The sequence below is a fragment of the Cohnella candidum genome (assembly GCF_003713065.1).
Classification (GTDB): Bacteria; Bacillota; Bacilli; order Paenibacillales; family Paenibacillaceae; genus Cohnella; species Cohnella candidum.
The window spans coordinates 3386222-3412585 of the sequence record NZ_CP033433.1 but is presented as its reverse complement, the minus strand read 5'-3'; the positions used below and the strand labels follow the sequence as shown (position 1 = coordinate 3412585).

The following is a 26364-nucleotide window of genomic DNA, read 5'->3' as shown; positions in this document are numbered from 1 at the left end:
GCGAGAGGAGGGAAACCGTTGTAAAACCGGGCGCCGAATCCATTCGACAACTGAATAGGAAAGGTACGGTGGCGACGGGATGAAACGGTTTCGCTTCTTATTGTCCGGTCAAGCTTTGTCGACTTTGGGCGATATTCTGTACATTTTGGCGCTGGTCACCACTTTGTACCGGCAGTCGGGATCGGCCGCGGTCGCGGCTTTGTTCCCGCTGCTCCGGGTGATCGGCATGACGGCCGGAAGCCTGGCCGCTCCGCTCGTGCTGGGCAGGTTCCGTCTCGGTTCGCTGCTCGCCGTTTGCTTGTTGATCCAGGCCGGGGGACTGGCCGCTCTCGCCGCGTATTTGGACGCTGCAGGGGCGGGTGCCCGAACGGAGTGGCTGACGGGCACCGTCTTCGTTTTGTCGGTGCTGGAAGGCGTCGCGGGACCGGTCCGCTCCTCGCTTCTTCCGCGTCTCGTGGAAAAGGACCGTTTGCTGAAGGCGAACGGAACGATGGGAGCCGTCGTCGAAGCCTGTTCCCTGGCGGGCTGGGCGTTCGGAGCCGTCGTCGTATCCGGTTTGGGGGCCGGTCCCTCCTTGTGGACGTCTGCCGGCTTGCTGTTGCTGGCCGGAGGCTTCGCCGTCGCGACGGGCAATCCTGTCGCCTCCGGGGCCGACGAGGCGGAGAGCGGAGACGCAGGCGCGAGTAAGTCGTTTCTCGCGGGCTGGCGAACGCTGCTCCGCATTCCGGCGCTCCGTCTCGTGGTGTGGATGGACGCGTGGGAAGGGCTGTTCGCCTCCGCTTTCGCCGGCGCGCTGTTGCTCGTCTTCGCGCAGGAAAGGCTGCATGCGGGAGAAGTTTGGTGGGGTTGGATGAACGGTGCGTTCTGCGCCGGACTGATCTTGGCCAACGCCTTTTTCGGGCGGCTTTCCGCGAGGCGGCCGTCGGGCGGCATGTCCGGCCTGCTTCTCGGGGGCGGCGCAGGCATGGCACTGGCGGTTTGGGTGTTTTCGTTCAGCCGCCATCCGGGCTTCGCGCTGGGGATCATGCTTCTCATCGGCGTGGCGGAGTCCGCCAAAGGATTGGCCAGCCGCACGCTGCTCCAACTGGCGTCCCCCGCGCGGGAGATGCCGTCCGTATTCGCCGCGCAATCCGCCGTCATCTCGGGGCTCTACGGCATTTCCTTGCTGCTCACGGGATGGCTGGCGGACCGATACGGCATCCGGCTCATCTATGTCTGTGCTGCTGCCGGCTATTTCATCGCATTCCTGGGGGCGTTCCGTTATCGGAAAACCGTCCGGGAAGTCACGCTAAAGGATGTGGAAATGCAAGCATGATTAAAGCAGTCATTTTCGATTTTGACGGAACGTTATTGGATACCGAGAGCTGCGCGTACGAAGCGTTCGGCGGCCTGTACGCCGAACACGGGCATGTGCTTCCGCTCGAACAGTGGGCGCTCGGCATCGGGACGCACGGAAGTCCGTTCGACCCGTACGTCGACCTGCAAGCCCGGACCGGCCTCACGATGGATCGTGAGGCCTTGAAAGCCCGCTTCGAAGCGGAATTGCTGGCGAAAGCCGATTGCGCGGAGCTTCGTCCCGGCGTCGTGGAAGTGCTCGAAGAAGCCAAGTCGCTCGGCTTGTCCATCGGTTTGGCTTCCAGCGCGGACCGGGCCTGGGTAGAACGGCATCTGGAGGCCAAGGGCATCCGGAAATACTTTGAAGCGCTCCGCACCTCCGACGACGTCGAGAAGGTGAAGCCGGACCCGGCCCTCTATTTGCTGGCGGCGGAAGCGCTCGGCGTGAAGCCCGAGGAAGCGGTCGCGTTCGAGGACTCGTTGAACGGCATGAAGGCCGCCGTGGCGGCGGGCATGCCGGTCGTCGTCGTGCCGAATCCGATGACGCGGCACATGGATTTCGCCGCGGCCCGCGCCGATCTCATTATCGAATCCCTAGCCGATCAGCCGCTGCGCGCCGTTTTGGACCGGATCGGGACCGTGGCGAAGCAGGCTTAACGAAGAAGGGGCTCGGACATCATGGATGGGGGAATATGGGCCGCGTTCTTGGGCGCTTCCGTGCTGCTGACGCTGATGCCGGGACCGGATATCCTGTTCGTCATCGCGCAAAGCGTAAGCGGGAGCCCAAGAGACGGGTCCGCCGTTGCACTCGGGCTCTGCACGGGACTGCTCGCGCATATCAGCGCGGCAGCGTTAGGCGTGTCGGCTGTAGTTTACCGCTCGTCTGCGGCGATTGAAGCCGTGGAATTCCTCGGTGCCGCCTATTTGTTATACTTGGCTTGGCAAGCGTGGCGTTCGTCTTCGATCCCGGCGGCGGAAGCCGGACATGGAGAGGTCGAAGCGGCTCCTGCCGAGACGGGCGGCTCCCGGCCGACGTTCGGCCGGTTGTACCGGCGCGGGATTCTCATGAACGTGATGAACCCGAAGGTGTCGCTCTTCTTCATCGCGTTTCTCCCGCAGTTCGTCACGCCGGGAGGCGGACCGGTAGCCGTGCAGTTGGCGGTACTGGGCGTTACGTTTCTGCTGCAAGCGCTGGCGATTTTCCACGTCGTCGCGTTGGCGGCGGGAAAGCTCGGGCGCCAGTGGATTCGCGGAACCGCCGCCCGCCGGAGGACGGCGCGCATGGAGGCTGCGGTGTACGTTTTGCTTGCGGCATATATGCTGCTGATGCATGTCGGAGGTTAAAGTATTGGAAGGCCGCCCTGAGGGGCGGCCTTTCAAGTTCGAGGGGGGGGAGAATCATTTCTCCAATTCGATTTTGCCCAATTCGAAGGGTGCATGTACGTGAAGAGATAGCTGTAGTTCGGAATTGCACAATTGGAGGCCGCTTTTGAAGCTGACATTGCTTTTAAGGCCATTTAAGTAGGCAAAATCGAACTGGAGAGCAATCCAATCGGGGAAAGCCGAAAATAGTGAGGCAAAATCGAACTGCGAGCAACGAAAAAGCCTGCCGGCGGAAACGCCGGCAGGCTTTGGTTTGATGTGAGAAAGCTTAGCTGCCAATACCGGGGGAGATGGAGCCAAACCCGCCCGGCATGCCGCCAGGGATTCCACCCATACCGGGGAACCCCCCCATGCCGCCGATACCGCCCGGAAATCCTCCCATGCCGCCGGGGAAACCGCCAACGCCGCCGGGGAATCCGCCCATGCCGCCGGGGAATCCGCCCATGCCGCCGGGGAAACCGCCGATGCCGCCGGGGAATCCACCCATGCCACCGGGGAAACCGCCAACGCCGCCGGGGAATCCACCCATGCCGCCGGGGAATCCACCCATGCCACCGGGGAACCCGCCAACGCCACCGGGGAATCCGCCAACGCCTCCCGGGAATCCACCGACACCACCGGGGAACCCGCCAACGCCACCGGGGAACCCGCCAACGCCACCGGGGAATCCGCCAACGCCACCGGGGAATCCGCCAACGCCACCGGGGAACCCGCCAACGCCACCGGGGAACCCGCCAACGCCACCGGGGAATCCGCCGACACCGCCGGGGAATCCGCCTACTCCACCGGGGAATCCGCCAACGCCACCAGGGAATCCACCCACACCGCCGGGGAATCCACCAACGCCACCAGGGAATCCGCCCACACCGCCGGGGAATCCACCAACGCCTCCCGGAAATCCACCCACACCGCCGGGGAATCCGCCCACGCCGCCGGAAAGCCCTGCGCCCGGAAATGCCCGGGTTTGCGCGGCCCCCGCGGCTGCTTTTTGATGCAATTGAGCCTTGCCGGCTTTTTGGGCCTCAGCCGATTTTACGTTCGCAGTGCTGCCGGAAAGCTTCGCTTTCGAATCATCGGACGATTTACGCGTGATCGGACGGGCGTCCGCCGGCCGTATTTTCGACATGTTCGTTCCTCCTTGAGATGGGCAAATGACGTGATACAGGATATGCGCCCGCCCGGATTCCGGTGCGTGAGTCGATTAGGGGCTTTTGTCCGTTTTTTCCTTTTGGGATAAGATAGAGTCAACATAAGCTTCGGGAGGATTCGAGAGTGGATGTGATCATCGCCGGCGCGGGCGCCGCAGGATGTTTGGTGGGAGCGGGGGCGGCCGCACTATACGGGCTGACCGCGAAAGCGCAGCAGCCCCGTCTGCTTCCGAATACGAGCAAGCCGACCGTGCCGTACGAAACCGTGGAGTGGACAAGCGGGGGGCAGACGGTCCGGGGCTGGATGCTGCCGCAGACGGGTCAGGGCAAAAAACCGGCTGTGCTGGTCGCGCACGGCTGGGGCTCCAACCGTTCGAGGGTGCTGAGGTATGCGCTTCCCTTGCACGAGGCGGGGTATTCCGTCCTGATGTACGATGCGAGAGGACACGGGGAAAGCGATCCCTATTCCGCGCCTTCGGGATTGATGTTCAAAGAAGACCTGCTGGCCGCCTTGGAGTGGCTTAGGACCAGGCCGGACATCGACCCGGACCGGATCGGAGTGATTGGGCATTCCCTCGGCGGTTTCGGTGCCGTCCTGGCGCTCGACGATGGCGCACCGATCACTACTCTCGTCACCGATTCGATGCCCGTCCGATTTTCCACGATGATCGGATCGGAGCTGAGGAGGCGGAAGCTGCCGTCGTTTCCGCTCGCGCACATCATTCCGTACCTGATGGTGAAGCGCAGCCGAATCCCCCGCTCGGTATTGAAACGGGCCGATCCGGCGCGGATTCTTGCGGAGAACGTACACGGCCGGAAAGTGCCGGTGCTGCTCATCCACTCCCGGCGTGACGCCTATGTGTCCTCCGCGGAGTTGGAGCATGTACTGTCCCGGACTCCCGGCCTTCCGCACCTATTTGTGGATAGCGAAGGCCACAGCGTATCGGAGCGCGATCCGGCATTTTGGCCGGCCGTCCAATCCTTCTTCGCGGCGCATCTTCGTCCGGACAAAGAAAATGGGCCTGCGGCATCGGCCGCAAGCCCGTCAAGATAATATATTGAAAAGGGGGGTCATGTATGTATTGTAACCCCTCTATATGAAAGAAACATGAAGGTTATATTACGGTTCCATTACAAAACCGGCGATCCGCGAAATACAAGAAAATATTCCAACACCGCAATAACTTTTTGGATTGCCGAGGGCCCGGCATGACCCTACAATGGGATTGGACTCGACAAAACGGCGCTTAAGGCGGGATTTCATGTATAAGCTGTTGATCGTCGACGACGAAGAGCTGGTCCGGGAAGCGATCAAGGAGCAGATGGACTGGGAGAAGCTCGGCTATCGCTGCGCGGGCGATTGCGAGGACGGCGCGGAGGCGCTCGAGTTCGTCGAGCGGGAGACGCCGGACATCGTGCTGACCGACATCGGCATGCCGTTCATGGACGGCTTGGAGCTGACGCGCGAACTGTCCCTGCGCTTTCCGCAGGTCAAAGTGGTCATTTTGACGGGGTACGACGACTTCGATTACGCGCGGCAGGCAGTAAAACTGCAGGCCGTCGATTATATTTTGAAACCGATTACTTCCGCCGAGCTTGAAGGCGTGCTGCTAAAGTTGAAAGAAGAGCTGGACCACGAAGGCCGGCGCAAGCGGGATTACGAGCAGCTCCGCCGGCAGCTGGCGGAGAACATGCCGTTGCTCCGGGAACGGTTCCTGGAACGGTTCGTCTCCACCCCGATGGCGGAAAAAGCCGCCGCGGACGGATGCGCGTTTTTCGGCATCGCCATGCAGGGCCCGTTTCTCGTCGAAGCGGCAATCCGCGTCGACGAATTCGCGGCGGAGACGAGTCCGACTCCTTCCGACCAGGAACTGTACCGCTTCGCCGTCTACAATATCGCTCAGGAGATCGCGGCCCGGCACCCGGGAGCCGAAGTTTTCCGCGACGTGGAGAACCGCGTGCTGGCGCTTTTCTCCGGCGACGATGCCGAAGAGCTGCAGGAACGATCGCTCGCGACCGCCGAAGAAATCCTGAAGTCGGTTTCGTCCTATTTGCCCCTTCGGATTTCGGTCGGCATCGGACATACGTGCCGCAGGGGCCAACACGTCCCGGCCGTCCACCAGTCCGCCTTGTCCGCGCTGGACTACCGGTTTGTGACGGGCGGCGGCGAAGTGATCCGCATTACCGACATGGAATGCCGCGACCGTCCGGCGCTCCTGTCCGCGGTCGCTTGGGAGAACGAGCTCATCACGAAGCTGAAGACGGGCACCGCTCGGGAGTTGGACGAATGGGTAGACCGGCTGTTCGCGGCGTTCCGGGAGCATCTGTTCCCGATCGAGGTTTGCTACCTGTACCTTCAGAGAATCGTGCTGACGCTGCTGCATACCCTTTACGAAACGGACGGGAACCTGATCCGGACGTTCGGCGAAGCGGAGAACCCGATTCTGAGAATCAACCGTTTCGCCAAGCTGGACGAAATGGAAGGTTGGATGAAGGGGCTGTGCGCGGACGCGGTTTCCGCCATCCAAAGCAAGAGGGAAGATCACGGCCAGCTTCAGGTGGAGAAGGCGATCGCGTACGTGAAGGAGCATTATCAGGATCCGGATCTGTCCCTGAAATCCGTCTGCAAGCATATTTCCATGAGCGTGAGCTATTTCAGCACGCTGTTCAAGCAGCATACGGGCAAAACCTTCGTCGAGCACGTCACCCAGGAACGAATGGAGAAAGCGAAAGAGTTGCTCAAGCTGACCGCCATGAAAAATTACGAAATCGCTTACGCCGTCGGCTACAGCGATCCTCATTACTTCAGCGGGGCGTTCAAGAAGCACGAAGGAGATACGCCCACCGATTACCGCCTCAAAATGTCGGACAGGAAAGCGTGAGCGAAAATGGGTTCCCCCGCCAGATTCCGAAGCATCCAGACGAATATCGCGCTGGCGTTCGTCCTGCTGATCCTGATGACCATTTTCATCATGAGCTTCACCTCCTACTACTTGTCCAAGGACGCGGTCCAGGCCAACGTGCAGGCGTATACGACGGAGCTGGTCCGGCAGGTCGACAGCAACATCGAGACGTACGTCAACGGCATGAAATACATTTCGGACCTTGTCGCCGGCAACCGGACCGTGCGCGAATATTTGTCCAAAACGTCTTTCGCCAGCCTGGCGGAGGAGAAGCAATATAAGGCGGCCATCGCCGACTTCCTCGGTTCGATGCTCGTCTCCCGAACCGATATCGCGTCCGTCAACATTTACGGGGCGAATGGGCAGTTCGTCTCCGGCAGCCCGGAGCTCGAGCTGAATCCGTACATCGACATCCGGACGCTGAACTGGTTCACGAAGGCCCGGGAGGCGGGCGGCCGCAGCGTGATTTCCCCCTCCCACGTCCAGCCCGTGTTCAAAGACCGCTATTCCTGGGTCGTGTCGCTCAGCCGGCAGCTGCGCAGCGAAGACGGGACGCGGGAGCTCGGCGTGTTTTGGGTCGATCTGAATTTCAGCGTCATGAACGACATGCTGCGCAACATCAACCTCGGCGACCGGGGTTATTTGTTCATCGTGGATACGGAAGGCAAAATCGTCTACCATCCGCAGCAGCAGCTCATTTACAGCAACCTCAAATCGGAGCAGATCGACCGGGTGCTCGCCGTGAAGAACGGAACGTTCACGAGCGACGAAGGAAGCGGCAGCCGGATGTACACCGTCCAGGACTCGGGATTCGGATGGAAAATCGTCGGCGTCTCTTACGTGGACGAACTCATCGGCAATCAGGCGGAGGTGCGCTATTCCTTCCTCGCGCTGGGGCTGATCTGCATTTTCATGGCCATCCTGCTTTCCGTGTATTTGTCCCAGCGGGTGAGCCGGCCGATCCGGCAGCTGCAGACTTACATGAAAGAAGTGGAGAAAGGGAATTTCGACATCCAGGTGCCGGTTCCGCGGACGATCGAAGTCGGGCGGCTGGCCCGCGCGTTTAACATCATGGTCGGCAAAATCAAAGAGCTGATGACGCAAACGGTGCGGGATCAGGAGCAAAAACGCAAAAGCGAGATGAACGCGCTGCAGGCCCAAATCAATCCGCATTTTCTGTACAACACGCTCGACTCGATCATTTGGATGGCGGAGAGCAACAAGAACAAGGAGGTCGTGCTCATGACTTCCGCGCTGGCCAAGCTGTTCCGTTCTTCGATCAGCCGGGGCGAGGAGCTTGTGCCGATCCACAACGAAATCGAGCATATCACGAACTATTTGATGATCCAGAAAATGCGGTATAAGAACAAGCTGGATTACGAGATCGACATCGCGGAATCGGTCCGGCATTATCCGACGATCAAAGTGATCCTGCAGCCCCTCGTCGAAAACGCCATTTACCACGGCATCAAGAAAAAACGCGGCCCCGGCATGATCGCGATCTCCTCGGAGGAGAAAGGCGGCGATATTCTGCTGACAGTGCGGGATAACGGCATCGGCATGGACGAGGAAACCGTCCGCAAGCTGCTGCTGCCCTTTCCGCCCGGCCAAGGGGGCCGCGGGGTCGGCGTCCTGAACGTGCATGAGCGGCTGAGGCTCTATTTCGGACCTCCCTACGGCTTGTCGTTCGCGAGCGTACCCGGGGAAGGAACGACGGCGACGATCCGCATCCCCAAATCGCTGCCGCAGACGGAGGAGGAGACCGGATGATACGGAACCGCAAACGGCTGACGGGAAGCCTGGCCATCCTGGTGCTCGCCGCGGCGGCGTTATGGCTTGGGCTGGCGCGGTGGTCAGGCCCCAAGGAAGCCGACATCGTCGTCATCATCAAGTCGACCAACGCCTCCCTCGATTTCTGGCAGGTCGTCGTGGACGGCGTCCATGACGCGGCCAAGGAGTTCAAGGCCAACGTGCAAGTCCGGGGCCCCGCGAAGGAGACGGAAGTGGACGAACAGATCGCCATTTTGGAGAAGACCATCGAGGAACGGCCGGACGCGATCGTGCTGGCGGCCAGTGACTACGTCCGTTTGGCGCCGGCGGCGGAGAAGGCGAGGAAAAACGGGATCAAGCTGCTCATTCTCGACTCGGGCATCCGGTCGGAAGCGCCGCAAAGCATCGTCGCGACGGATAACGTGAAAGCGGGCGTCGAAGCCGGCAATGCCATGCTGGGGCAAATCGAAGGTCCCGCCAAAATCGCGATCGTCAGCTACGTCACCAGCGCGGGTTCTCTAATGGACCGTGAAAAGGGCGTCCGTTCGGTACTGGAAGGCAAGCCAAACATTACGCTGCTCGAAACGATCGACGCCGGCGGGGACAACGAACGAGCCTACGAGAAAACGAAAGAGCTGCTGCTGCGCGAGCCCGATCTTTACGGCATCGTCGGCTTGAACGAACCGACCAGCGTCGGGGCGGGGAGGGCGGTCAAGGATCTGGGCTTGAAGGGCAAAGTGAAGCTGATCGGCTTCGACAGCTCGATTCCCGAGATCAAGCTGCTGGACGAAGGGGTCATGCAGGCGACCGTGATCCAGCGTCCGTTCCAGATGGGATATCTCAGCGTCAAAACCGCACTGGAGGCGATCCGGGGCAAGAAGGTCCCCGCCATGATCGACACTTCGTCCCTGCTGATCACCAAGAACAATATGTATGAGGAAGAAAACCAGAAGCTGCTGTTCCCCTTCGTGGGCAAATAAAGGGATGAAGGACACCGGAGAAATCCGGTGTATTTTATTGTCTTAAATTCCAGAAAATATTCGACTTTCACAGGAAGAAATCCCATGTATGTCTTCCGTCCCGGCCTGTAAAGTGGAAATCGACAACGGCAACGAAGATGGGGGGCATGACCGGATGGGCGAAATCCTCGTGAGCATGGAAGGGATCGAGAAGCGGTTTGCCGGCGTCCCGGCTTTGAAAGGCTGCCGCTTCGAATTGCGGGCCGGGGAGGTCCACGCGCTCGTCGGCGAAAACGGCGCAGGCAAGTCCACGCTGATGAAGGTGCTGACCGGCGTCTATCGGAAGGACGGCGGCAGCATTTCGGTTTTCGGCAAGGAAGTGGAGATTCCGGACGCGAAAACGGCGCAGGATCTCGGGATCGGCATGATCCACCAGGAGCTGAATTTGGCCGCGGATTTGACCGTCGCCGAGAACATCTTCATCGGCCGGGAGCCGAGAAGGGCATTCCGACTGTTTCTGGACGACAAGGAAATGAACAAACGGGCTGACGTGCTGCTGAGGCAAATGAACCTGGATATCGAACCGACCGCCCTCGTCTCGGACCTGACGGTAGCCAAGCAGCAGATGGTCGAAATCGTGAAGGCGATTTCGCGCGAATCTCGGGTGCTGATCATGGACGAGCCGACCGCGGCCCTTAGCGACGCGGAGATCGAAGAGCTATTCCGGACGGTCGAGCAGCTGCGGGCGAAAGGCGTCGGCATCGTCTACATCTCCCACCGGATGGCCGAGCTGCAGCGGATCGCCGACCGGATCACGGTCATGCGGGACGGAAGCTATATCGATACGGTGCCGGCCGCCGGGGTGAGCGTGGACCGGATCATCTCGATGATGGTCGGGCGGGAAATCTATCAGTCCCATCGGGAAGCACGCGCCGTATCCCATAGGGAGATCGCGTTGGAGGTGCGCGCCTTAAGCCGCGGGAAGGCGCTGAAGGAGATCAGCTTCACGCTGCGGAGAGGAGAAATCCTTGGCGTGGCGGGTCTGGTCGGGGCGGGCAGGACGGAGATGGCGCGGGCGATTTTCGGCGCCGACCCGATCGACGGCGGAGAGATTCTCGTCCATGGGAAAAAGGTCCGGATCGCTTCCCCGCATCAGGCGGTCGGGCATGGTATCGGCTATTTGTCGGAGGACAGGAAGCGCTATGGCTGCCTGCTCGAGATGGACGTAAAGACGAACGCGGCGATGGCCACGCTGAAGCGGCACATGACCCGGTTCGGCTGGATGAAGGACGCGGGCATGGCTTCTTCCGCGGCTAAAGTCGTCGAAGACCTGAAGGTCAAGACGCCGGGCATCAAGCAGCCGCTAAAGTTCCTGTCCGGAGGCAACCAGCAGAAGGTCATCATCGGCAAGTGGCTCTTGCGGGATTGCGACATTCTGATTTTCGACGAGCCGACCCGAGGCATCGACGTCGGCGCGAAGAGCGAGATTTATAAACTGCTCGAGCGTTTGGCTGACGAGGGCAAATCGATCATCATGATCAGCTCGGAGCTGCCCGAAATCATTCGGCTCAGCCACCGCATCCTCGTCATGTGCGAAGGACGGATTACCGGGGAGCTCGAGAACGACGATCAAGTGACGCAGGAACGAATCATGACGTTCGCGACGGACCGGGCCGGCTGACGCGCGGCTACAAGGAGGAGAAAACCGGATGAAGGCATCGATAGCGGCGGCCGGCAGGCCGCGAATCGCGATCCAGTCGGGATTGCAGCAGTTCATGGCGTTCGGCAGCTTGATTTTGCTCATCATCGTCTTTTCGCTCGCTTCGAGCAGTTTCTTTCACTTTTCCAATATCGTGGGGATTTTGCTCTCCACGGCCGTGACCGGCGTCCTCGCGCTCGGTTCGACCTTCGTCATCGTGACGGGAGGCATCGACCTCTCCGTCGGTACGGTCATGACGCTCAGTTCGGTGATGACGGGCGTGTTCATTACGATGTGGGGCTGGCCGATAGAGGTCGGCATCGTCGGCGGACTGCTGACCGGCGCGCTGTGCGGGTTCATTTCCGGGACGGCGGTCGCGAGGCTCGGCATCCCCCCTTTCATCGCGACGCTCGCCATGATGATGATCGCCAAGGGGCTCTCGCTCGTGATCTCGGGGACGAAGCCGGTCTACTTCACGAATACGCCGGCCTTCTCGAAGATCTCCTTGGGATCGGTCCTGGATATCCCGAATGCGGTGTTCATCTACTTCGGGGCGGCGATTGTCGGCGGCATCCTGCTGTCGCGCACGATCGTGGGCCGCTACAATTTCGCGATCGGCAGCAATGAAGAGGCGACCCGGCTGTCCGGCGTCAACGTGCGGTTCTGGAAAATCGTGATCTACACGATTACCGGCCTGTTCACCGGGTTGGCCGGTATCCTGATGGCCTCCCGGCTGAATTCGGCGCAACCCGCGCTCGGGATGGGCTATGAGCTGGAAGCGATCGCGGCCGTCGTGATCGGGGGAACGTCCCTCAGCGGAGGGAAGGGCACGATCGTCGGCACGGTAATCGGTGCGCTGATCATGAGCGTGCTGACGAACGGCCTGCGCATTTTGTCCGTCCCTCAGGAATGGCAGACCGTCGTCGTCGGCCTCGTCATTTTGCTGGCGGTTTACGTGGATATCTTGCGCAGGAAGAAAGCTTGATAGCCGGTATGGTCTCCGTGCGGAGATTATATAGCCTTTCGTTTACCATTTCATTAAGAAGGGGACAGGGGAACATGAAAAAAGCGTGGTTGGCGGTAGCGATGGCGCTCGTGCTGGTGCTCGGCGCGTGCGGTTCGAACAAAGGAGGAGAAGCAAGCTCTTCTCCGAAAAGCGGAGGCGACGCATCCGGTGGGAGCCCGAGCGCGAGCACGAGTCCGAGCGCGTCGGCTTCCGCGGGGAAATTATTCATTCCGATCGTCTCGAAAGGCTTCCAGCACCAATTCTGGCAGGCGGTCAAAGCCGGAGCGGAGAAAGCGGCCGCCGAGCTGAACGTAGAGATCACGTTCGAAGGGCCGGAAACCGAGCAGCAGGTCGATAAGCAGCTCGAGATGCTGCAGGTCGCTTTGGACAAGAAACCGTCGGCGATCGGCTTCGCGGCGCTCGACAGCCAGGCGTCCATTCCGCTGCTTCAGAAGGCCAAAGACGCCGGAATCCCCGTCATCGCGTTCGACTCCGGCGTGGACAGTGACATCCCGCTCGCTACGGCAGCTACGGACAACATCGCGGCAGCCGCACTTGCCGCCGACAAAATGGCGGAGCTGATCGGCGGGGAAGGCGAAGTGGCCATGGTCGTGCACGACCAGACGAGCCGTACGGGCATCGACCGCGAGAACGGCTTCAAGAACCGGATCAAGGAAAAGTATCCGAAGATCAAAATCGTCGACATCCAATACGGCGGCGGCGACCACCTGAAGTCGACCGACCTCGCGAAAACGATCATGCAGGCGCACCCGAACTTGAAAGGCATTTTCGGCTCCAACGAAGGCTCCGCGATCGGCGTCGTCAACGCCGTGACGGAAATGAAGATGGACGGCAAAATCGTCGTCATCGGTTACGATTCCGGCAAGGCGCAGATCGACGCCATCAAGTCCGGCAAAATGGCCGGCGCGATCACGCAAAACCCGATCGGCATCGGCTATGAAACGGTCAAGGCGGCCGTCGCCGCGATCAAAGGCGAGAAGGTCGAGAAGAACATCGACACCGGATTTTTCTGGTACGACAAGACGAACATCGACAATCCGGAAATCAAAGCCGTATTGTACGAGTAATCGCGAAATGCATGGAAAGAGCGCCGGCCGCCGGCGCTCTTTTACTTGTTGTATAGCGCTATCGTGAGAACCCCGCTTTGGCTCTGACCGACTTCGCGTAATCCGACGGGGACATGCCCGTATTCTTTTTGAATTCCCTCGAGAAATAATGAAGGCTGGCGTACCCGAGTTTTTCCGAGATTTCGGTGAAATTGTATTTGTGCTCGCGAATCAGCGATTTGGCTTCCTCCAATTTAAGAAGCTTGAAATATTCCAAAACGCCTGAGCCGTAACGCGCGTGGAAAATTTCCTTCAGCCGGCTTTTCCCGAGATGGAACTGCCTGCACAGCGCGTCCAGGGAAAGCTGAACGTCCAAGTTTTCCTTGAGATAGTGGACGATGCGATCGGCCAGCTCGCGCTCCCGGTTTTCGATATGGACGGGCGTGAGTTTGGCGGAGCGAGCCGGCGCTGCGGCTTCCCGTTCCGAGCGGATGAGGCTGATGAGCAGCATTTCGAGATGGGATTTGATCATTTGTTCCCCGGCGTACGGAGCGTCGGGATTTCGGGTCAGCTGATGGTCGGCGGGATCGTCGTACGGCGGCAGGAACGTGCGGAAACCTTCCTGCAAAATGCGGGACAGATAGAGTCTCTCTTGTTCTTTCAAAGAGGTTATTTTGTTGCGGAAAAAGTCCATGTCGGGAGAGGCGCACTCGAACGAGATGACGATGAGGTTCGGCGGTTTGTGTTCGGGATTGACGCGCACCGTGTGGAATTCGTCCGGTTTGTGGAACACGATGTTTCCCTGCTCCAACTGCAGCGCTCTGTCGTCCGCGCGCACCTCGACGTTGCCTTTATCTACATAGAGAAGCTCCCAGAAGTCGTGCTGCTCCCCCTCAAAGGCATAACCGTTCGCATATTCGAAATAGTGGAAAGAAATCAGCTGGTCGACCGTGATCGATTCGGTGAGCGTCGTCCTGGCAAAATCCATGCGAATCGTCGTCCTCCCTGGGTAGCCTCACCCTGATTCTAGCACAGGAGAGGCGCGGGGCGTGCAAATTGTCCGGCTGAATGGATAAATCCGATTCTCTCTTCCTTTCCTATAATGGACGGTATAAAGGGAAGGAGAGGATGGCCGTGAAGAAAGGAATCAACGCTTGGTCGTTTCCCGGCGGCATGGCGGTGCCGGATTGTCTGCGGTTAGCGAAGGACGCGGGTTTCGAGGGGCTCGAGCCTGCTTTGAACGAGACGGGAGAACTTAGCTTGGAAAGCAAGGAGGCCGAGATCGCGGACATCCGGAAGCGGGCGGAAGAGACCGGGATCGCGCTGACCAGCCTCGCGAGCGGACTGTACTGGCAGTACTCGCTGACCAGTTCGGATGCCAAGATCCGGGAAAAAGCCATGGGGATCGTACGGAAACAGCTCGAAACGGCTGCCATTCTCGGGGTCGACGCGATCCTCGTCGTGCCGGGCGCGGTGGGCGTTGACTTCATCCCGGGGGCCGAGGTCGTTCCCTATGACCGGGCTTACGACTACGCACTGGAAGCGTTCTCCCGGTTGGCTGGGGAGGCGGAGGCCTGCGGCGTGTCCATCGGGATCGAGAACGTATGGAACAAGTTCCTGTTGTCCCCGCTGGAAATGAGGGACTTCATCGACCGGATCGGTTCCCCTTGGGTCGGCTCGTATTTCGACGTTGGGAACGTGCTCTATTCGGGGTACCCGGAGCATTGGATTTCTATTTTGGGAAGCCGGATCAAAAAGGTGCATTTCAAGGATTACCGTCGGGAAGCGGGCGGATTGCACGGGTTCGTCGATTTGCTGGCCGGCGACGTGGATTACGCGGCCGTCGTGGCGGGTCTGCAAGCTGTCGGATATGACGGATACGTGATCGCGGAAATGATCCCGTCCTACAAGCAGCATACCGAGCAGATCGTTTACAATACGTCGGGCGCCATGGATGCCATTTTGGGGAGGAAATAGGATGCTGAGAATCGGGCTGATCGGGCTGGGGTTCATGGGGCGGACCCATTTGGAAAACTATTTGCGGCTGGAGCGAGAAGGGCTGGACATCCGCGTAACGGCGTTGTGCGATGCGGATCCGGAGAAGCTTAAGGGCGGGGCGCAAGCGGGCAACATCGAGACGGTGACGGAACCCGTGGATTTCAGCCGGTTTCGTCATTATACGAGCGTGGAAGAAATGCTGGCGAACGAGGAACTGGACGCTGTGGACATCACGCTGCCGACGTTCCTGCACGAAAAGATCTCGATCCAATGCCTGAATCATGGACTGCATGTGCTTTGCGAGAAACCGATGGCGCTTACGGCGCAGGAGTGCGAGAACATGCTACTCGCGGCGGAGAGGAACGGCAAACAGCTCTTGATCGGGCAATGCCTCCGGTTCTGGCCGGCCTACGTTTATTTGAAAGAAGTCGTGGACAGCGGCGTATACGGGAAGGCGACGAGCGGGTACTTCTTCCGCGGAGGCGCGACGCCGACGTGGGGGCCCTGGCTGCTGCAAAAGGAGAAGAGCGGCGGGGCGCTGATGGACATGCACGTTCACGATGCGGACATGGTGCATTGGCTGTTCGGCAAACCGCGGGCGGTTTCCACGCTGGCCCGCAACGTCGTGCCGGGCGGCGGCTACGACATCGTCTCGACGAACTATGCGTACGAAGACGGCAAAGTGGTCAACGCGCAGGCCGATTGGACGTTAGAAGGCGATTTCGGCTTCGACATGCAGTACCGCGTCAATTTCGAGCGGGGCAACGTCGTGTTCCGGGAGAACGGAGTCCGGTCGAATCCGAACGACGGGCCGGGCTTCGCGCCGGAGCTGCCGGAGGATCAGGGGTATTACTTCGAGCTCCGGTATTTCGTGGAGTCCCTGCTGGAGGGGCGCCCGGTCGAAACGGCCTCGGGACGTGCCGTCCAAGGCTCGATCGAAATCGTCGAGGCCGAGATCGCCTCGGCCGACCGCGGCGGCGCCTGGGTCTCGCTGTGAAAAAAACCTTCGGTTTCTCTCCCGGGAGAAACCGAAGGTTTTTTGTTGGTTGTGGCGTGCGAAGTGTGGTGATTCCGCCGAAATAGTGTCTTATGTCCACTATTTTGCATGTAGTGTCGTGATGTCGGCGAAATAGTCTCCCACGTCCACTATTCAGAAGGCAGTGTCGTATTTCCGGAAAAATAGCGCGCCACACGCGCTAATCGCCGACGCGATGCCGGATTACTCGCCCGAGCGCTCCTGCTCGCGCATGCGGGTCATCTGCTGCCAGACGGAGCCGGCGGCTTCCTCGCCGCGCTCGATGCGCGCCACGGCCATCTCGGCCTGCAGCCGGACCTCGAACTCCGGCTCATCCGCGGCGACGCGCCGCAAAGCGTCGAGCGCCGACTCGTCGCCGGCCTCGTACAGGAACCGCGCGGCGCGCCAGCGCACGAGCTTGTTCCCGTCGCCGAGCGCCTCCGTCATCGGGCCGATCGCGGCCGGGTCGCCGAGGTCGGACAGCGTATCGCCGGCAGTGCGGCGCACGGCGACGGACGGGTCCTTCAGCGCGGCGAACAGATGCGGCATCGTCTCGGGCGTCCGCAGGTCGCCCAAGTAGACGACCGCCAGCCGGCGCACGGACATATGGCCGTCGCGAAGCGCCTTCGCCACGATCGGCAAATGCTCCGGCTCCGGCTTGAATCGCTCCAGCGCGGCATAGCGCTCCCGCCAGTCTTCCGACCCGAGCGCGCTCTCCGCTTCTTCCGCGCTAAGCGGCGCGGGCGGAGCCGGCGGCGGGGCTTCCGGTCCCGCGATTTTCGCCTGCTCGATCAAATCGCGCAGGCGTTCTTCGGTATATGCGGCATCGAGCTCGCGAACGACCTCTTCCAGAATTTCCTGGGGTTCGCCGTAACGGACGCCGAACTCCTCGAGCTTCCGCTCGCGGATCATCGTCGCGCCGGCCGCTTCCGTCACGGCCTTGGTGAACCGCTCGGGCAGGGCAGCCCGGGATTCCTGCCCGCCGCTCCGGACGCGGATCTGGATCGGAATGCCCCGGTACATCTGCACGAGCACGTGCGCTTCCCCGAAACCGCCGGCTTCCGGCGTCGCGCTAATGCCGGCGCCTTCTCCCGCGGATCCGAACGCTTCGTGAACTTCCCGCAGGATGGCGGCCCAGTCGGCGTTCCCTTTGCGGTCCAGGGCGATGAAATCGGCCGTGTGGAACACGCCTTTCACGCCAGGTATGCGCAGCAGCTTGCCGATCAGCGGGGGAGCTTGCTCCGCCTGCTCCGGCTTGTAGTCGAGGCGGATGCCGGCGGCCAGCTTCTCGTCGACGTTCAGCTTCATGGAATTCGGACTCGGTGTCGGTTCGATGGACAACAGTTTCATTTTCGAAGGTTCCTCGCTTTCCCTCAGCGTCTCTACATCTCTACCCTAACAATACTGCATCTTCGGCCAAAGTGCCAAAACCTCCGCACATTCAGCGGACTCTCAGTTTGTCTTAAGGATCCTTTCAGCCGTCGGCTCCATAATGGAAGCGATTAGGCGGCAGCGGGGACAATCCGAATGCCGCATCCATCGATTTCAAGGAGCGTAGGAAACGATGAAAAAAACGTTGATCACCGTCATGCTGTTCGCTTCCATCGCGGCGACGGCATCCGCTTGTTCGTCCAAGAGCGCGGATACGGGAGGGAACGCCGCCGCGAATGCGGCCCCTGCCCAGCAGGGAAACGGCGATCCGGCTCAAACTCGGGTCAGGCCGGACGTCATCGGAAAGGTCGCCTCCATCGGAGACGGCAAACTGGTCGTCTATGCCTCGACGATGAACGGACAGAGAGGCCGGAACTGGAACGGGGGCGCCTCCGCGGGCGGACAGCCTGCGCCGAGCGGCTCGCCGCAAGCATCTCCGCCTTCGAACGGCAGCTCGCCGAACGGACAAGCGAACGGCGGCGGTCCGGGCCGAGGCCGCGGCGGCATGATGAACATGCAGTTTTCGGAGCAGACGACCGAATACGCTTATACGGACCAGACGGAAGTGACGTCCCGCAGCTTCGGCGATCAGGGCGCGACGACGAACACGCTGATGATGACCGACATCAAGGCGGGGGACATCGTCTCCCTCAAGCTCTCGGACGATAAAACGACCGTCGTTTCCATCCAGATGATGCCGACGCGGACCCGACAGCCGAACCAGCAGTCGATCCCGCAATCAAACCAGCAGCCGACCCAAAGCGCGGCGGGCGGCTCCTAATCCCGCAAGAGAACGAAACCTCGGCCCCTCCAAGGGAACCGGGGTTTTGCATTACCGGTACCAACTTGCCTCAGATTCAGAACCCTAAGCGGAATGGTAAAATCTTTTACATACATCCGGAAGCCTCGGAAGTCCGGGTTTGTCCGCCCAGGCGGGGGCCTTTTTCCCGGTACGGCTTGGTACATTTCCTCGTTTCCTGCTATAGTATGAATGAGCACAGTCATCGGAGGGATTTCATGCGCAAGCAACGCTTCATGCAACGCTTCGGCAACCTGGACTCCGCCCGTGTCAATAACGCTCCCATGGAACAAATCGGCCGCTGGAGCCAGGAAAGGCTGAGCCGCATCCGCGCCAGCCGGGACTACAGCCACTGCGTGCCGAACGCGAAACCGGATCTTCCCTTCCTCCAGCAGAATCGTACCGAACCGTCGATCACTTGGATCGGGCACTCCACGTTTTTGATTCAGCTGGCGGGTTTGAATATCGTGACCGACCCCGTATGGGCTCGGAGGATGGCATTCCAGAAGAGGCTTGCTCCTCCCGGAGTCGAACTGTCGGACATGCCTCCGACCGATGTCGTCCTCGTCTCGCACTCCCATTACGACCATCTCCACATGGGCTCGCTCCGCAGGCTTCGCGGCAACAAGAAGATGCTCGTGCCGGCCGGCCTTCGGACCAAGCTCTTCTTGCGGGGCTTCCGCGACGTGACCGAGCTTCACTGGTGGGAAGACGACGTTTGCCACAACGTCAAATTCACGTTCGTGCCCGCCCAGCATTGGACGCGGCGCAATCCTTGGGACAAGAACACGTCCCATTGGGGCGGCTGGGTGATCCAGGCGGATAACGGGCCTACGATTTACTTCGCTGGGGACAGCGGGTATTTCCGCGGTTTTGGCGATATCGGCCGGCGCTTCAAAATCGACGTGGCGTTGATGCCGATCGGCGCATATGATCCGGAATGGTTCATGTCCGCGCAGCACGTCAGTCCCGAGGAAGCGCTGCAGGCTTTCGTGGACCTGGGCGCGAAATATTTCGTACCGATGCATTACGGCGCGTTCAAGCTGGCCGACGATACGCCCAAAGAAGCGCTCGTGCGGCTGGAAGCCGCAAGGGAACGGATGGGCATTTCGGAAGAACGGCTGTTTCTCCTCAAACACGGAGAGACGATGCGTTTTCATAATGAAAATACCGATAACGACGCAAAGGATGGATCCGATTCATGATTACCGTTAACGGCGTGAGCCTGCGTTTCGGCAAACGCCCCCTTTTCGAAGACGTGAACATCAAGTTCACGCCCGGCAACTGTTACGGCCTTATCGGCGCGAACGGGGCAGGTAAATCGACTTTCCTCAAAATCCTGTCCGGGGAAGTGGAACCGACGAACGGCGAGGTTTTTATCGCGCCGGGTGAACGGATGGCCGTATTGAAGCAGAACCATTACGAGTACGACGAATATCAAGTTCTGGAGACGGTCATCATGGGCCACCAGAAGCTTTATTCCGTCATGAAAGAGAAAGACGCCATCTACGCCAAAGACCCGTTCACCGACGAAGACGGCATGCGGGCGGGCGAGCTGGAAGCCGAATTCGCCGAGATGAACGGCTGGGAAGCCGAGAGTGAAGCGGCAGGCCTTCTCAACGGCCTTGGCATCACGACCGACCTGCACGACAAGAAAATGGCGGAGCTGGGCGGCAACGAGAAAGTCCGCGTGCTTCTCGCGCAAGCTTTGTTCGGCAACCCGAACATCCTGCTGCTCGACGAGCCGACCAACCATTTGGACATCGAATCCGTGCGTTGGCTGGAAGATTTCCTTTCCCGCTATGAAGGCACCGTTATCGTGGTATCCCACGACCGGCACTTCCTGAACCAAGTGTGTACGCACATCGCCGATATCGACTTCGCGAAAATCCAGATGTACGTCGGCAACTACGACTTCTGGTACGAGTCGAGCCAACTGGCGCTCCAGCTGATGCGCGACCAGAACAAGAAGAAGGAAGACAAGATCAAGGAGCTGCAGGCGTTCATCCAGCGCTTCTCGGCGAACAAGTCCAAGGCCAAGCAAGCGACGAGCCGCCGGAAAATGCTCGATAAGATTTCACTGGACGACATCCGGCCTTCGAGCCGCAAATATCCGTTCATCCATTTCAAAGGCGAGCGCGAAGTCGGCAAGCAAGTCGTATCCGTGGAAAATATCACCGCGACGGTCGAAGGCGAGAAAGTGCTCGAGAACATCTCCTTCGTCGTGAACAAGAACGACAAAATCGCGCTGGTCGGCCCGAACGGCCTCGCCAAAACCGTGCTGTTCCAAATCCTGACCGGCGAGCGCGAACCCGATTCCGGTTCGGTGACCTGGGGCGTCACGACCACGCAGGCGTATTTCCCGAAGGATAACTCCGCGTACTTCGACGGCGTCGAGCTTAACCTGGTCGAATGGCTGCGCCAATATTCGAAGGACCAGGACGAATCGTTCATCCGCGGCTTCCTTGGCCGGATGTTGTTCTCCGGCGACGAAGCGCTCAAAAAAGCGTCGGTCCTCTCCGGTGGCGAGAAAGTCCGCTGCATGCTGTCCAAAATGATGCTCGGAGGCGGCAACGTCCTGCTGCTCGACGAACCGACCAACCACCTCGACCTCGAGTCTATTACGGCGCTCAATAACGGCTTGATCGATTTCGACGGCCCGATCATCTTCACGTCGCATGACCATCAGTTCGTCGAAACGATCGCGAACCGCATCATCGAGATCACGCCGAACGGCATCATCGACCGCCTGATGACGTACGAAGAGTACCTGGAACACCCGGAAGTCAAAGAACTCCGCGCTCGCATGCTTCCGGCCTAATCCATTACAACGAGAATAGAACGTCAAAAAACCTCCAAACCGTCGGTTTGGAGGTTTTGTTTTCACGGTTTACGCGATCATTCCGGCTCGTATCGATACTCTTCCAGGTCGATCCGGCCGCCGGCGGTGACGGTCACGCCTTCGGCTTCGAGCTCCGAAACCTGAAGCTCCCGGTGGTAGAAGTCCTGGAGTCCGATTTCGCCCTTGCCGTTGATGACCCGATGCCAAGGCAGGCCGTATTTGCCGCTCATGGCGTGCAGGATACGCACCACTTGGCGGGCGCCGCGGGGGCTTCCGGCCCAGGCGGCGACTTGCCCGTACGTCATCACCTTGCCGGGAGGAATGCCGCGGATCACTTCGATGGCCCGTTCGGTAAACGATTGCATAGGATCTACTCCAGGAGCGCCAGTACGGCTTCCGAGCATTTAGCCGGATGGTACTCGGCGTTGCGCAGCGCCATTAAGGTGTCGCGGTGCTGATAGGCCGCGTAAGGCTCCTGGATCAGCCGGAACCAGCGGTCGATCGCCTCGGTGCCTGCCATCAACTCGCCGAAACCGTGGGTGATGAAATATTCGGCGTTTTCTTCCTCTTGTCCCGGAATCGGCTCGTAGAACAGCATCGGCATGCCTTTAGCCATGCCTTCGGTGCAGGTCATGCCCCCGGGCTTGGTGACCAGCAAGTCCGAGACGTCCATCAGCTTGCTGATCTCCTTTGTGAAGCCGAGAACCTTGATGTTCTCATGCTGGAAGCGCGGGTCGGAGAGCAGCTTCTCCCGTGCCTTCTCATTGCTTCCCATGCACAGGATCAACTGCACGCGGTCCGCGTACTTGGTCATGTATTCGACGAGGTGTTCCCCGTACAGCAAACCCCAGCCGCCGCCCATGATCAGCGCGGTAGGCATGTCCTTCAGCCCGAATTGCTTCTGGATTTCGGCACGGTCATGCGGGTGCCAGAAATTCGGGTGGACGGGAATGCCGGTCACCTCGATCAGCGAGGCCGGAATCCCGCGCGCGATCAGCTTGTTGCGAACCGCCGGCGTACTGACCAGGTACATGTTCACCTCGGGATTCACCCAAGTGGCATGGGCATCATAATCGGTAATCAGCGTATACAAAGGAACGTCCAGCCCGAGCCGTTTCAAACGGCTGACGACGGCGTTCGGAATCGGATGGGTGCAGACGATCAAGTCCGGTTTGAGTTGGCGGACGACGTCGGACACTTGATTGTAAAAAATGCGATGCAGCGCGAACTGCGTGACCCGGTTGAGGGATTTGTCGTAGTTGCTGCGGTACATTTTGCCGACCAGCTTCGGCTGTTTGGATACCGTCTTCCGGTAAGCCCCGAGAATGAGCGGCCCGATGATCGGATTCAAGAAGGTCCCCAGCTCGATCACGCGCGTCTGGATTTTCTGCGACAGCTGCCGCAGGCCCACCGCAAGCGCGTAAGCGGCTTGAGTATGTCCGGTGCCGAACCCTTCGGAAAGCAGCAATACCCTTTTTTTGCGCATCGGAAACGATCCTCCATTTATCCTACTTCCATATTACGCGCTGAAGTGACAGGTAACAAGTCCAGTTATAAGCCGAAAGGCGGACCAGGGGCCGCCGGCTTTCCCGCACGAGCGCGGTAGGATACAATGGCGATGTAAAGATTACCACCCAGGAGGCGCGTTTGCATGGATAAACACCAACCGGGCGCGATCGTCAAAGCGGCTTACAAAACCGGCGAGTATATCGGGGAAACGGTAGAGAGCGACGGGCGCCGGATTCTCGTCAAAGTGCTGGCGGTGCTGGTGCACCCTACGCAGGGCGACCTGCATCATCCGTACGATCCCGATGCGCCGTTGTTCCATGAAAGGAAAGCTTCGGCGTATACCGAGAAGGTATGGGTCTCGGCCTCGGCAGCTGAACCCTATGACGGCGCGATCCCTCCGTACCGGGAAACGCTGGAGACGGCGCTGGGAGCGGAGATGGAGAAGTTGGACCGGCTGAAAAGATGGGCGGAGCGCTGTCTGGAGCAGCTGGCGGAAATCCGGAAGGATTACCGCTTGTGAACGGTGCGGGGATGTGTTAAAGTAGGTTTCGGAACAAACTGACCATTTTGTTATTTTGGTCAGTTTTGAAGGAGGAAGCGATCATGGCGTCGGAACGCAAGCCGGTCGACCGCCGCAAGCAGGTGCTGGAAGCTTCGGCGCGTTCTTTCGAGACGTTCGGCTACAAGGCGACGACGATGGACCAGGTCGCGAAAATCGCCGGCGTCGGCAAAGGGACGATATACACGTTTTTCGCCAATAAGGAAGAGCTGTTCGGCGAGATCATGGCCAGCATGCTGCGGAATTTGAGGGAAATGGCGGACCGCACGGTCAAACCGGACCTTCCCTTTGTCGAGAACTTGATGGAGGTGCTGCATCAACTCCTCGATTACCGGGAACAGCACGCGCTCGTCGTGAAGCTTTCGCAAGAGGTGCGGGACATCGGCACTCCGATGGCGAAGGAAGGCCTGGAAACGCTGGAGCGCGCGGTCGTGGCTTATATCGCAAGACATGTGAAGGAAGCGGCGGACAAAGGCGAGATCAAGCCTTGCGATCCGAACCTGACGGCTTATGTGATGCTGAAAACCTATTTGGCGCTGACCGCGGAAAGCCATCACCTTCACGAGCCGCTCGGCAAAGAAGAGGTGCTGGATTACTTCCGGCGGTATTGGATGGAAGGGTTGGCGGTTCGCTGACGCTTTCTTTTTTGCAGCGTAGTGACTGAATGAGCAAAATGGTCATTTTGTCTAAATAGATAGAGAATGCAAGTTCGATACGATGGGAGAGAGAAACATGAGCAAGAACAAAGGAAACCTGTTCGCCGAATTCAAACGGCTGTCCCGCAGCCGGATGGCGCTGCTGTCCGTGGCCGGCTTGGCGTTTATCCCGCTGTTGTACAGCGGCATGCTGCTCGGCGCGTTCTGGGATCCTTACGGCAAGCTGGACCGGCTTCCCGTCGCCGTCGTGAACCGGGACGCGGGCGCGGTAATGGACGGGAATACGATCGATACCGGCAAGGAATTGACCGACGAATTAAAGTCGCATTCCGATTTCAAATGGAAGTTCACGGACGAGAAGGACGCCATGGACGGGTTAAAGGCGCATCGGTACGCGATGGCCTTCGTCATTCCGGAGGATTTTTCGAAACGGACGACCACGCTTCAGGACGAAACGCCGACCCCGGCTCAGATTCAGTACTACGTGGACGACGGATGGAACTACTTGAACTCCAAAATCGGGTCCCAGGCCGCGGACCAGCTGCGCAGCGACGTTTCCAAGTCGGTGACGAAAGCTTACGCGAAAGCGGTTATGGATTCCATCAACAAGGCGGCCGACGGAATCAAGGAAGCAGGAAATGGCGCCGCCAAGCTGGCGGACGGAGCCGCGCAGGCGGATGAAGGCGCGCAGAGATTGCACGATAATCTCGCCAAGCTGGCGGACGGTTCGCTGCAATTGGAGCAAGGGATGGGTAAGCTGAAAGCCGGCGCATCGTCATTATCCGCCGGCGTACGTGAAGTGTCCGGGGGCGCCGCTTCTTTGGCGGACGGCCTTGGGCAGCTGAAGGCGGCGGAAGGCAAACTGGCGGGCGGTGTTAACGGCAGTGTGGCTGGAGCAGGCGAGCTGGCCGCAGGTTCTTCGCAGCTGGCGCAGAGCGCGCAGTCGCTCGCGGCCGGCGCGGGGCAGCTGAGCGAGGCCGGTCAAGCGGTATCGTCCGGCGCCGAGCAAGTCGCGCAAGGCTTGGAACAGTACGCTGCAGCTCACGGGGGAATGGCGGACGACGCCGCCTTCCAGAAGCTGCTCGCGGCGGCCAAGCAGGTGTCGGCCGGAGCCGGCAAGCTGGAAGGCGGCGCAACGAGCTTGAGCGGCGGCGCCGGCAAACTGGCCGACGCGCAGGCTCAAGCCGCGGCCGGAGCCGGCCGGCTTCATCAGGGCTTGAAGCAGTTGGACGCCGGCATGGATCAATTCGGCGGCAAACTCGCGGATGCGGCAGCCGGCGCGGATAAGCTGGCTGCCGGCAGCGCGAAAGCGGCAGCCGGGGCGGACAGCCTGCTGGCCGGCATCCGGGATGCGGGCAACGGCTTCAGCACCGTCACCCAAGGAACCGCGCAGCTCGCGGACGGGTCGAAGGATCTCGCGGGTGGAGTCAGCCAACTGACTTCCGGCTCCAAGGAATTGTCCGACAAGCTCGGATCGGCCGCGGATAACGCAAACGGCTTGTCGGGCGGGGACAAGACGGCCGACATGTTCGCCGAACCGGTGTCGGTATCCGAGCATAAGCTGGCGGACGTGCCGAACTACGGCACGGGGATGACGCCGTATTTCTTGTCGCTGGGCCTTTACGTCGGCGCGCTGCTGTCGACGGTCATCCTGCCATTGCGTGACGCGCCGTCGGGAACGGCCGGAGGCGTGCGGTGGTATCTTTCGAAAGTGCTGTTGTTCGCGCCGCTCGTGTTGGTGCAGACCGCTTTGGCGGATACGGTCATTCTCTATGGGCTCGGTTTGAAGGTACCGCACGTCGCCGTTTTCTACGGCGTGACGATGGCCATTTCGCTGACGTTTATGACGATTCTGCAGTTCCTCATCTCGCTGGCGGACCAGATCGGACGGTTTCTCGGCGTCATTCTGCTCACGATGCAGCTGGCTTCGAGCGCAGGCACTTATCCGGCCGAACTGCTGCCGGCATGGCTGCAAGCGATCAGCCCCTGGATGCCCATGACGCACGCGATCCAAGCGCTGCGCTTGGTTATCGAAGGCGCATCCGCCGGGGAAATCGCGCAGCCGCTGTATAAGCTCGCGGTTTATGCCGTGGTGTTCATCGCGTTGACGATCGGCTATTTCCTCTTGGCGAGCCGTCGTCTTCGCAAAGGGGCCGGCACCTCGGCCGGAGGAGCCGTGCTGGCAGGGTGAGTTGAATACCAATATATAACATGAAGCCGCTCGCGGAGTTTCCGCGGGCGTTTTCTTGTGGGAACATATTCCTAAATTTGCCTAAAAACCTCAA

24 protein-coding genes are annotated in these 26364 nt (G+C 60.1%); 18 read left to right on the top strand and 6 right to left on the bottom strand.

Features of this window, described 5'->3' with window-relative positions; all coding sequences use genetic code 11:
- Positions 1–79: 79 nt before the first annotated feature.
- Genes EAV92_RS15600 through EAV92_RS15590 form a run of 3 tightly spaced genes read left to right on the top strand, consistent with a single transcriptional unit; the run spans position 80 to position 2679 of the window.
- Positions 80–1315 carry an MFS transporter gene (locus EAV92_RS15600; protein ID WP_123041961.1) on the top strand — a complete coding sequence of 412 codons (1236 nt, stop codon included), beginning with the start codon at positions 80–82 and terminating at the stop codon, positions 1313–1315.
- A complete protein-coding gene (locus EAV92_RS15595; RefSeq protein WP_123041960.1) occupies positions 1312–1992 on the top strand; it encodes an HAD family hydrolase in 681 nt (226 codons plus the stop codon). Before EAV92_RS15600 ends, EAV92_RS15595 begins: the two co-directional genes overlap by 4 nt.
- A gap of 21 nt (positions 1993–2013) precedes the next feature.
- A complete protein-coding gene (locus EAV92_RS15590; protein WP_123041959.1) occupies positions 2014–2679 on the top strand; it encodes a LysE family translocator in 666 nt (221 codons plus the stop codon).
- 54 nt (positions 2680–2733) lie between these two features.
- On the opposite strand, the gene EAV92_RS15585 is transcribed toward EAV92_RS15590, so the two are convergent.
- Both EAV92_RS15585 and EAV92_RS25040 read right to left on the bottom strand, forming a co-directional pair.
- Positions 2734–3480 (bottom strand): ribosomal eL19 family protein, encoded by a 747-nt coding sequence (locus EAV92_RS15585; protein WP_164472803.1) that lies wholly within the window; start codon positions 3478–3480, stop codon positions 2734–2736.
- Positions 3481–3495: 15 nt separating this feature from the next.
- A complete protein-coding gene (locus EAV92_RS25040; protein ID WP_277424208.1) occupies positions 3496–3627 on the bottom strand; it encodes a hypothetical protein in 132 nt (43 codons plus the stop codon).
- A 363-nt stretch (positions 3628–3990) separates the two neighbouring features.
- Here EAV92_RS25040 and EAV92_RS15580 point away from each other — a divergent pair, with 363 nt between their 5' ends.
- The 7 genes from EAV92_RS15580 (at position 3991) to EAV92_RS15550 (ending at position 13291) form a co-directional block, all read left to right on the top strand.
- On the top strand, positions 3991–4920 hold the full coding sequence (locus EAV92_RS15580; protein ID WP_123041958.1) for an alpha/beta hydrolase: 930 nt from the start codon (positions 3991–3993) through the stop codon (positions 4918–4920).
- 208 nt (positions 4921–5128) lie between these two features.
- Positions 5129–6748 carry a response regulator transcription factor gene (locus EAV92_RS15575; RefSeq protein WP_164472802.1) on the top strand — a complete coding sequence of 540 codons (1620 nt, stop codon included), beginning with the start codon at positions 5129–5131 and terminating at the stop codon, positions 6746–6748.
- 6 nt (positions 6749–6754) lie between these two features.
- Positions 6755–8539, top strand: a complete 1785-nt coding sequence (locus EAV92_RS15570; protein WP_123041956.1) for a cache domain-containing sensor histidine kinase — start codon at positions 6755–6757, stop codon at positions 8537–8539.
- Positions 8536–9519 (top strand): substrate-binding domain-containing protein, encoded by a 984-nt coding sequence (locus EAV92_RS15565; RefSeq protein ID WP_123041955.1) that lies wholly within the window; start codon positions 8536–8538, stop codon positions 9517–9519. The genes EAV92_RS15570 and EAV92_RS15565 overlap by 4 nt, the downstream gene beginning before the upstream one ends.
- A 154-nt stretch (positions 9520–9673) precedes the next feature.
- The gene (locus EAV92_RS15560) at positions 9674–11179 is read left to right on the top strand and encodes a sugar ABC transporter ATP-binding protein (protein WP_123043758.1); all 1506 of its coding nucleotides are present in this window, start codon (positions 9674–9676) and stop codon (positions 11177–11179) included.
- A 28-nt stretch (positions 11180–11207) separates the two neighbouring features.
- A complete protein-coding gene (locus tag EAV92_RS15555) occupies positions 11208–12182 on the top strand; it encodes an ABC transporter permease (protein WP_123041954.1) in 975 nt (324 codons plus the stop codon).
- Between the two features lie 74 nt (positions 12183–12256).
- Positions 12257–13291, top strand: coding sequence for an ABC transporter substrate-binding protein (locus tag EAV92_RS15550; RefSeq protein WP_123041953.1), 1035 nt, complete (start codon positions 12257–12259; stop codon positions 13289–13291).
- A 58-nt stretch (positions 13292–13349) separates the two neighbouring features.
- On the opposite strand, the gene EAV92_RS15545 is transcribed toward EAV92_RS15550, so the two are convergent.
- Complete coding sequence (locus EAV92_RS15545; protein WP_123041952.1) at positions 13350–14258, bottom strand: AraC family transcriptional regulator; 909 nt, start codon at positions 14256–14258, stop codon at positions 13350–13352.
- Positions 14259–14404: 146 nt separating this feature from the next.
- Between EAV92_RS15545 and EAV92_RS15540 the strand changes: the two genes are divergently transcribed.
- Together EAV92_RS15540 and EAV92_RS15535 are read left to right on the top strand one after the other, a co-directional pair.
- Positions 14405–15247 (top strand): sugar phosphate isomerase/epimerase family protein, encoded by an 843-nt coding sequence (locus EAV92_RS15540; RefSeq protein WP_123043757.1) that lies wholly within the window; start codon positions 14405–14407, stop codon positions 15245–15247.
- 1 nt (position 15248) lies between these two features.
- Positions 15249–16265, top strand: coding sequence for a Gfo/Idh/MocA family protein (locus tag EAV92_RS15535; RefSeq protein ID WP_123041951.1), 1017 nt, complete (start codon positions 15249–15251; stop codon positions 16263–16265).
- A 222-nt stretch (positions 16266–16487) separates the two neighbouring features.
- On the opposite strand, the gene EAV92_RS15530 is transcribed toward EAV92_RS15535, so the two are convergent.
- The gene (locus EAV92_RS15530; protein WP_123041950.1) at positions 16488–17633 is read right to left on the bottom strand and encodes a conserved virulence factor C family protein; all 1146 of its coding nucleotides are present in this window, start codon (positions 17631–17633) and stop codon (positions 16488–16490) included.
- A gap of 214 nt (positions 17634–17847) precedes the next feature.
- On the opposite strand from EAV92_RS15530, the gene EAV92_RS15525 reads away from it, so the two are divergent.
- The 3 genes from EAV92_RS15525 (at position 17848) to EAV92_RS15515 (ending at position 21334) form a co-directional block, all read left to right on the top strand.
- A complete protein-coding gene (locus EAV92_RS15525; RefSeq protein WP_123041949.1) occupies positions 17848–18495 on the top strand; it encodes a hypothetical protein in 648 nt (215 codons plus the stop codon).
- 236 nt (positions 18496–18731) lie between these two features.
- A complete protein-coding gene (locus tag EAV92_RS15520; RefSeq protein WP_420888782.1) occupies positions 18732–19718 on the top strand; it encodes an MBL fold metallo-hydrolase in 987 nt (328 codons plus the stop codon).
- Positions 19715–21334, top strand: a complete 1620-nt coding sequence (locus EAV92_RS15515; RefSeq protein WP_123041948.1) for an ABC-F family ATP-binding cassette domain-containing protein — start codon at positions 19715–19717, stop codon at positions 21332–21334. Before EAV92_RS15520 ends, EAV92_RS15515 begins: the two co-directional genes overlap by 4 nt.
- A 77-nt stretch (positions 21335–21411) precedes the next feature.
- On the opposite strand, the gene EAV92_RS15510 is transcribed toward EAV92_RS15515, so the two are convergent.
- Positions 21412–21720 (bottom strand): MGMT family protein, encoded by a 309-nt coding sequence (locus tag EAV92_RS15510; RefSeq protein WP_123041947.1) that lies wholly within the window; start codon positions 21718–21720, stop codon positions 21412–21414.
- Between the two features lie 5 nt (positions 21721–21725).
- Entirely contained in the window at positions 21726–22841 is a 1116-nt protein-coding gene (locus EAV92_RS15505) for an MGDG synthase family glycosyltransferase (RefSeq protein ID WP_123041946.1), read from the bottom strand.
- A gap of 165 nt (positions 22842–23006) precedes the next feature.
- Here EAV92_RS15505 and kapB point away from each other — a divergent pair, with 165 nt between their 5' ends.
- The 3 genes from kapB (at position 23007) to EAV92_RS15490 (ending at position 26270) form a co-directional block, all read left to right on the top strand.
- Positions 23007–23384 (top strand): kinase-associated lipoprotein KapB, encoded by a 378-nt coding sequence (kapB, locus tag EAV92_RS15500; protein WP_123041945.1) that lies wholly within the window; start codon positions 23007–23009, stop codon positions 23382–23384.
- Between the two features lie 83 nt (positions 23385–23467).
- On the top strand, positions 23468–24058 hold the full coding sequence (locus EAV92_RS15495) for a TetR/AcrR family transcriptional regulator (protein ID WP_123041944.1): 591 nt from the start codon (positions 23468–23470) through the stop codon (positions 24056–24058).
- 97 nt (positions 24059–24155) lie between these two features.
- A complete protein-coding gene (locus tag EAV92_RS15490) occupies positions 24156–26270 on the top strand; it encodes a YhgE/Pip domain-containing protein (RefSeq protein ID WP_164472801.1) in 2115 nt (704 codons plus the stop codon).
- Positions 26271–26364: the final 94 nt, after the last annotated feature.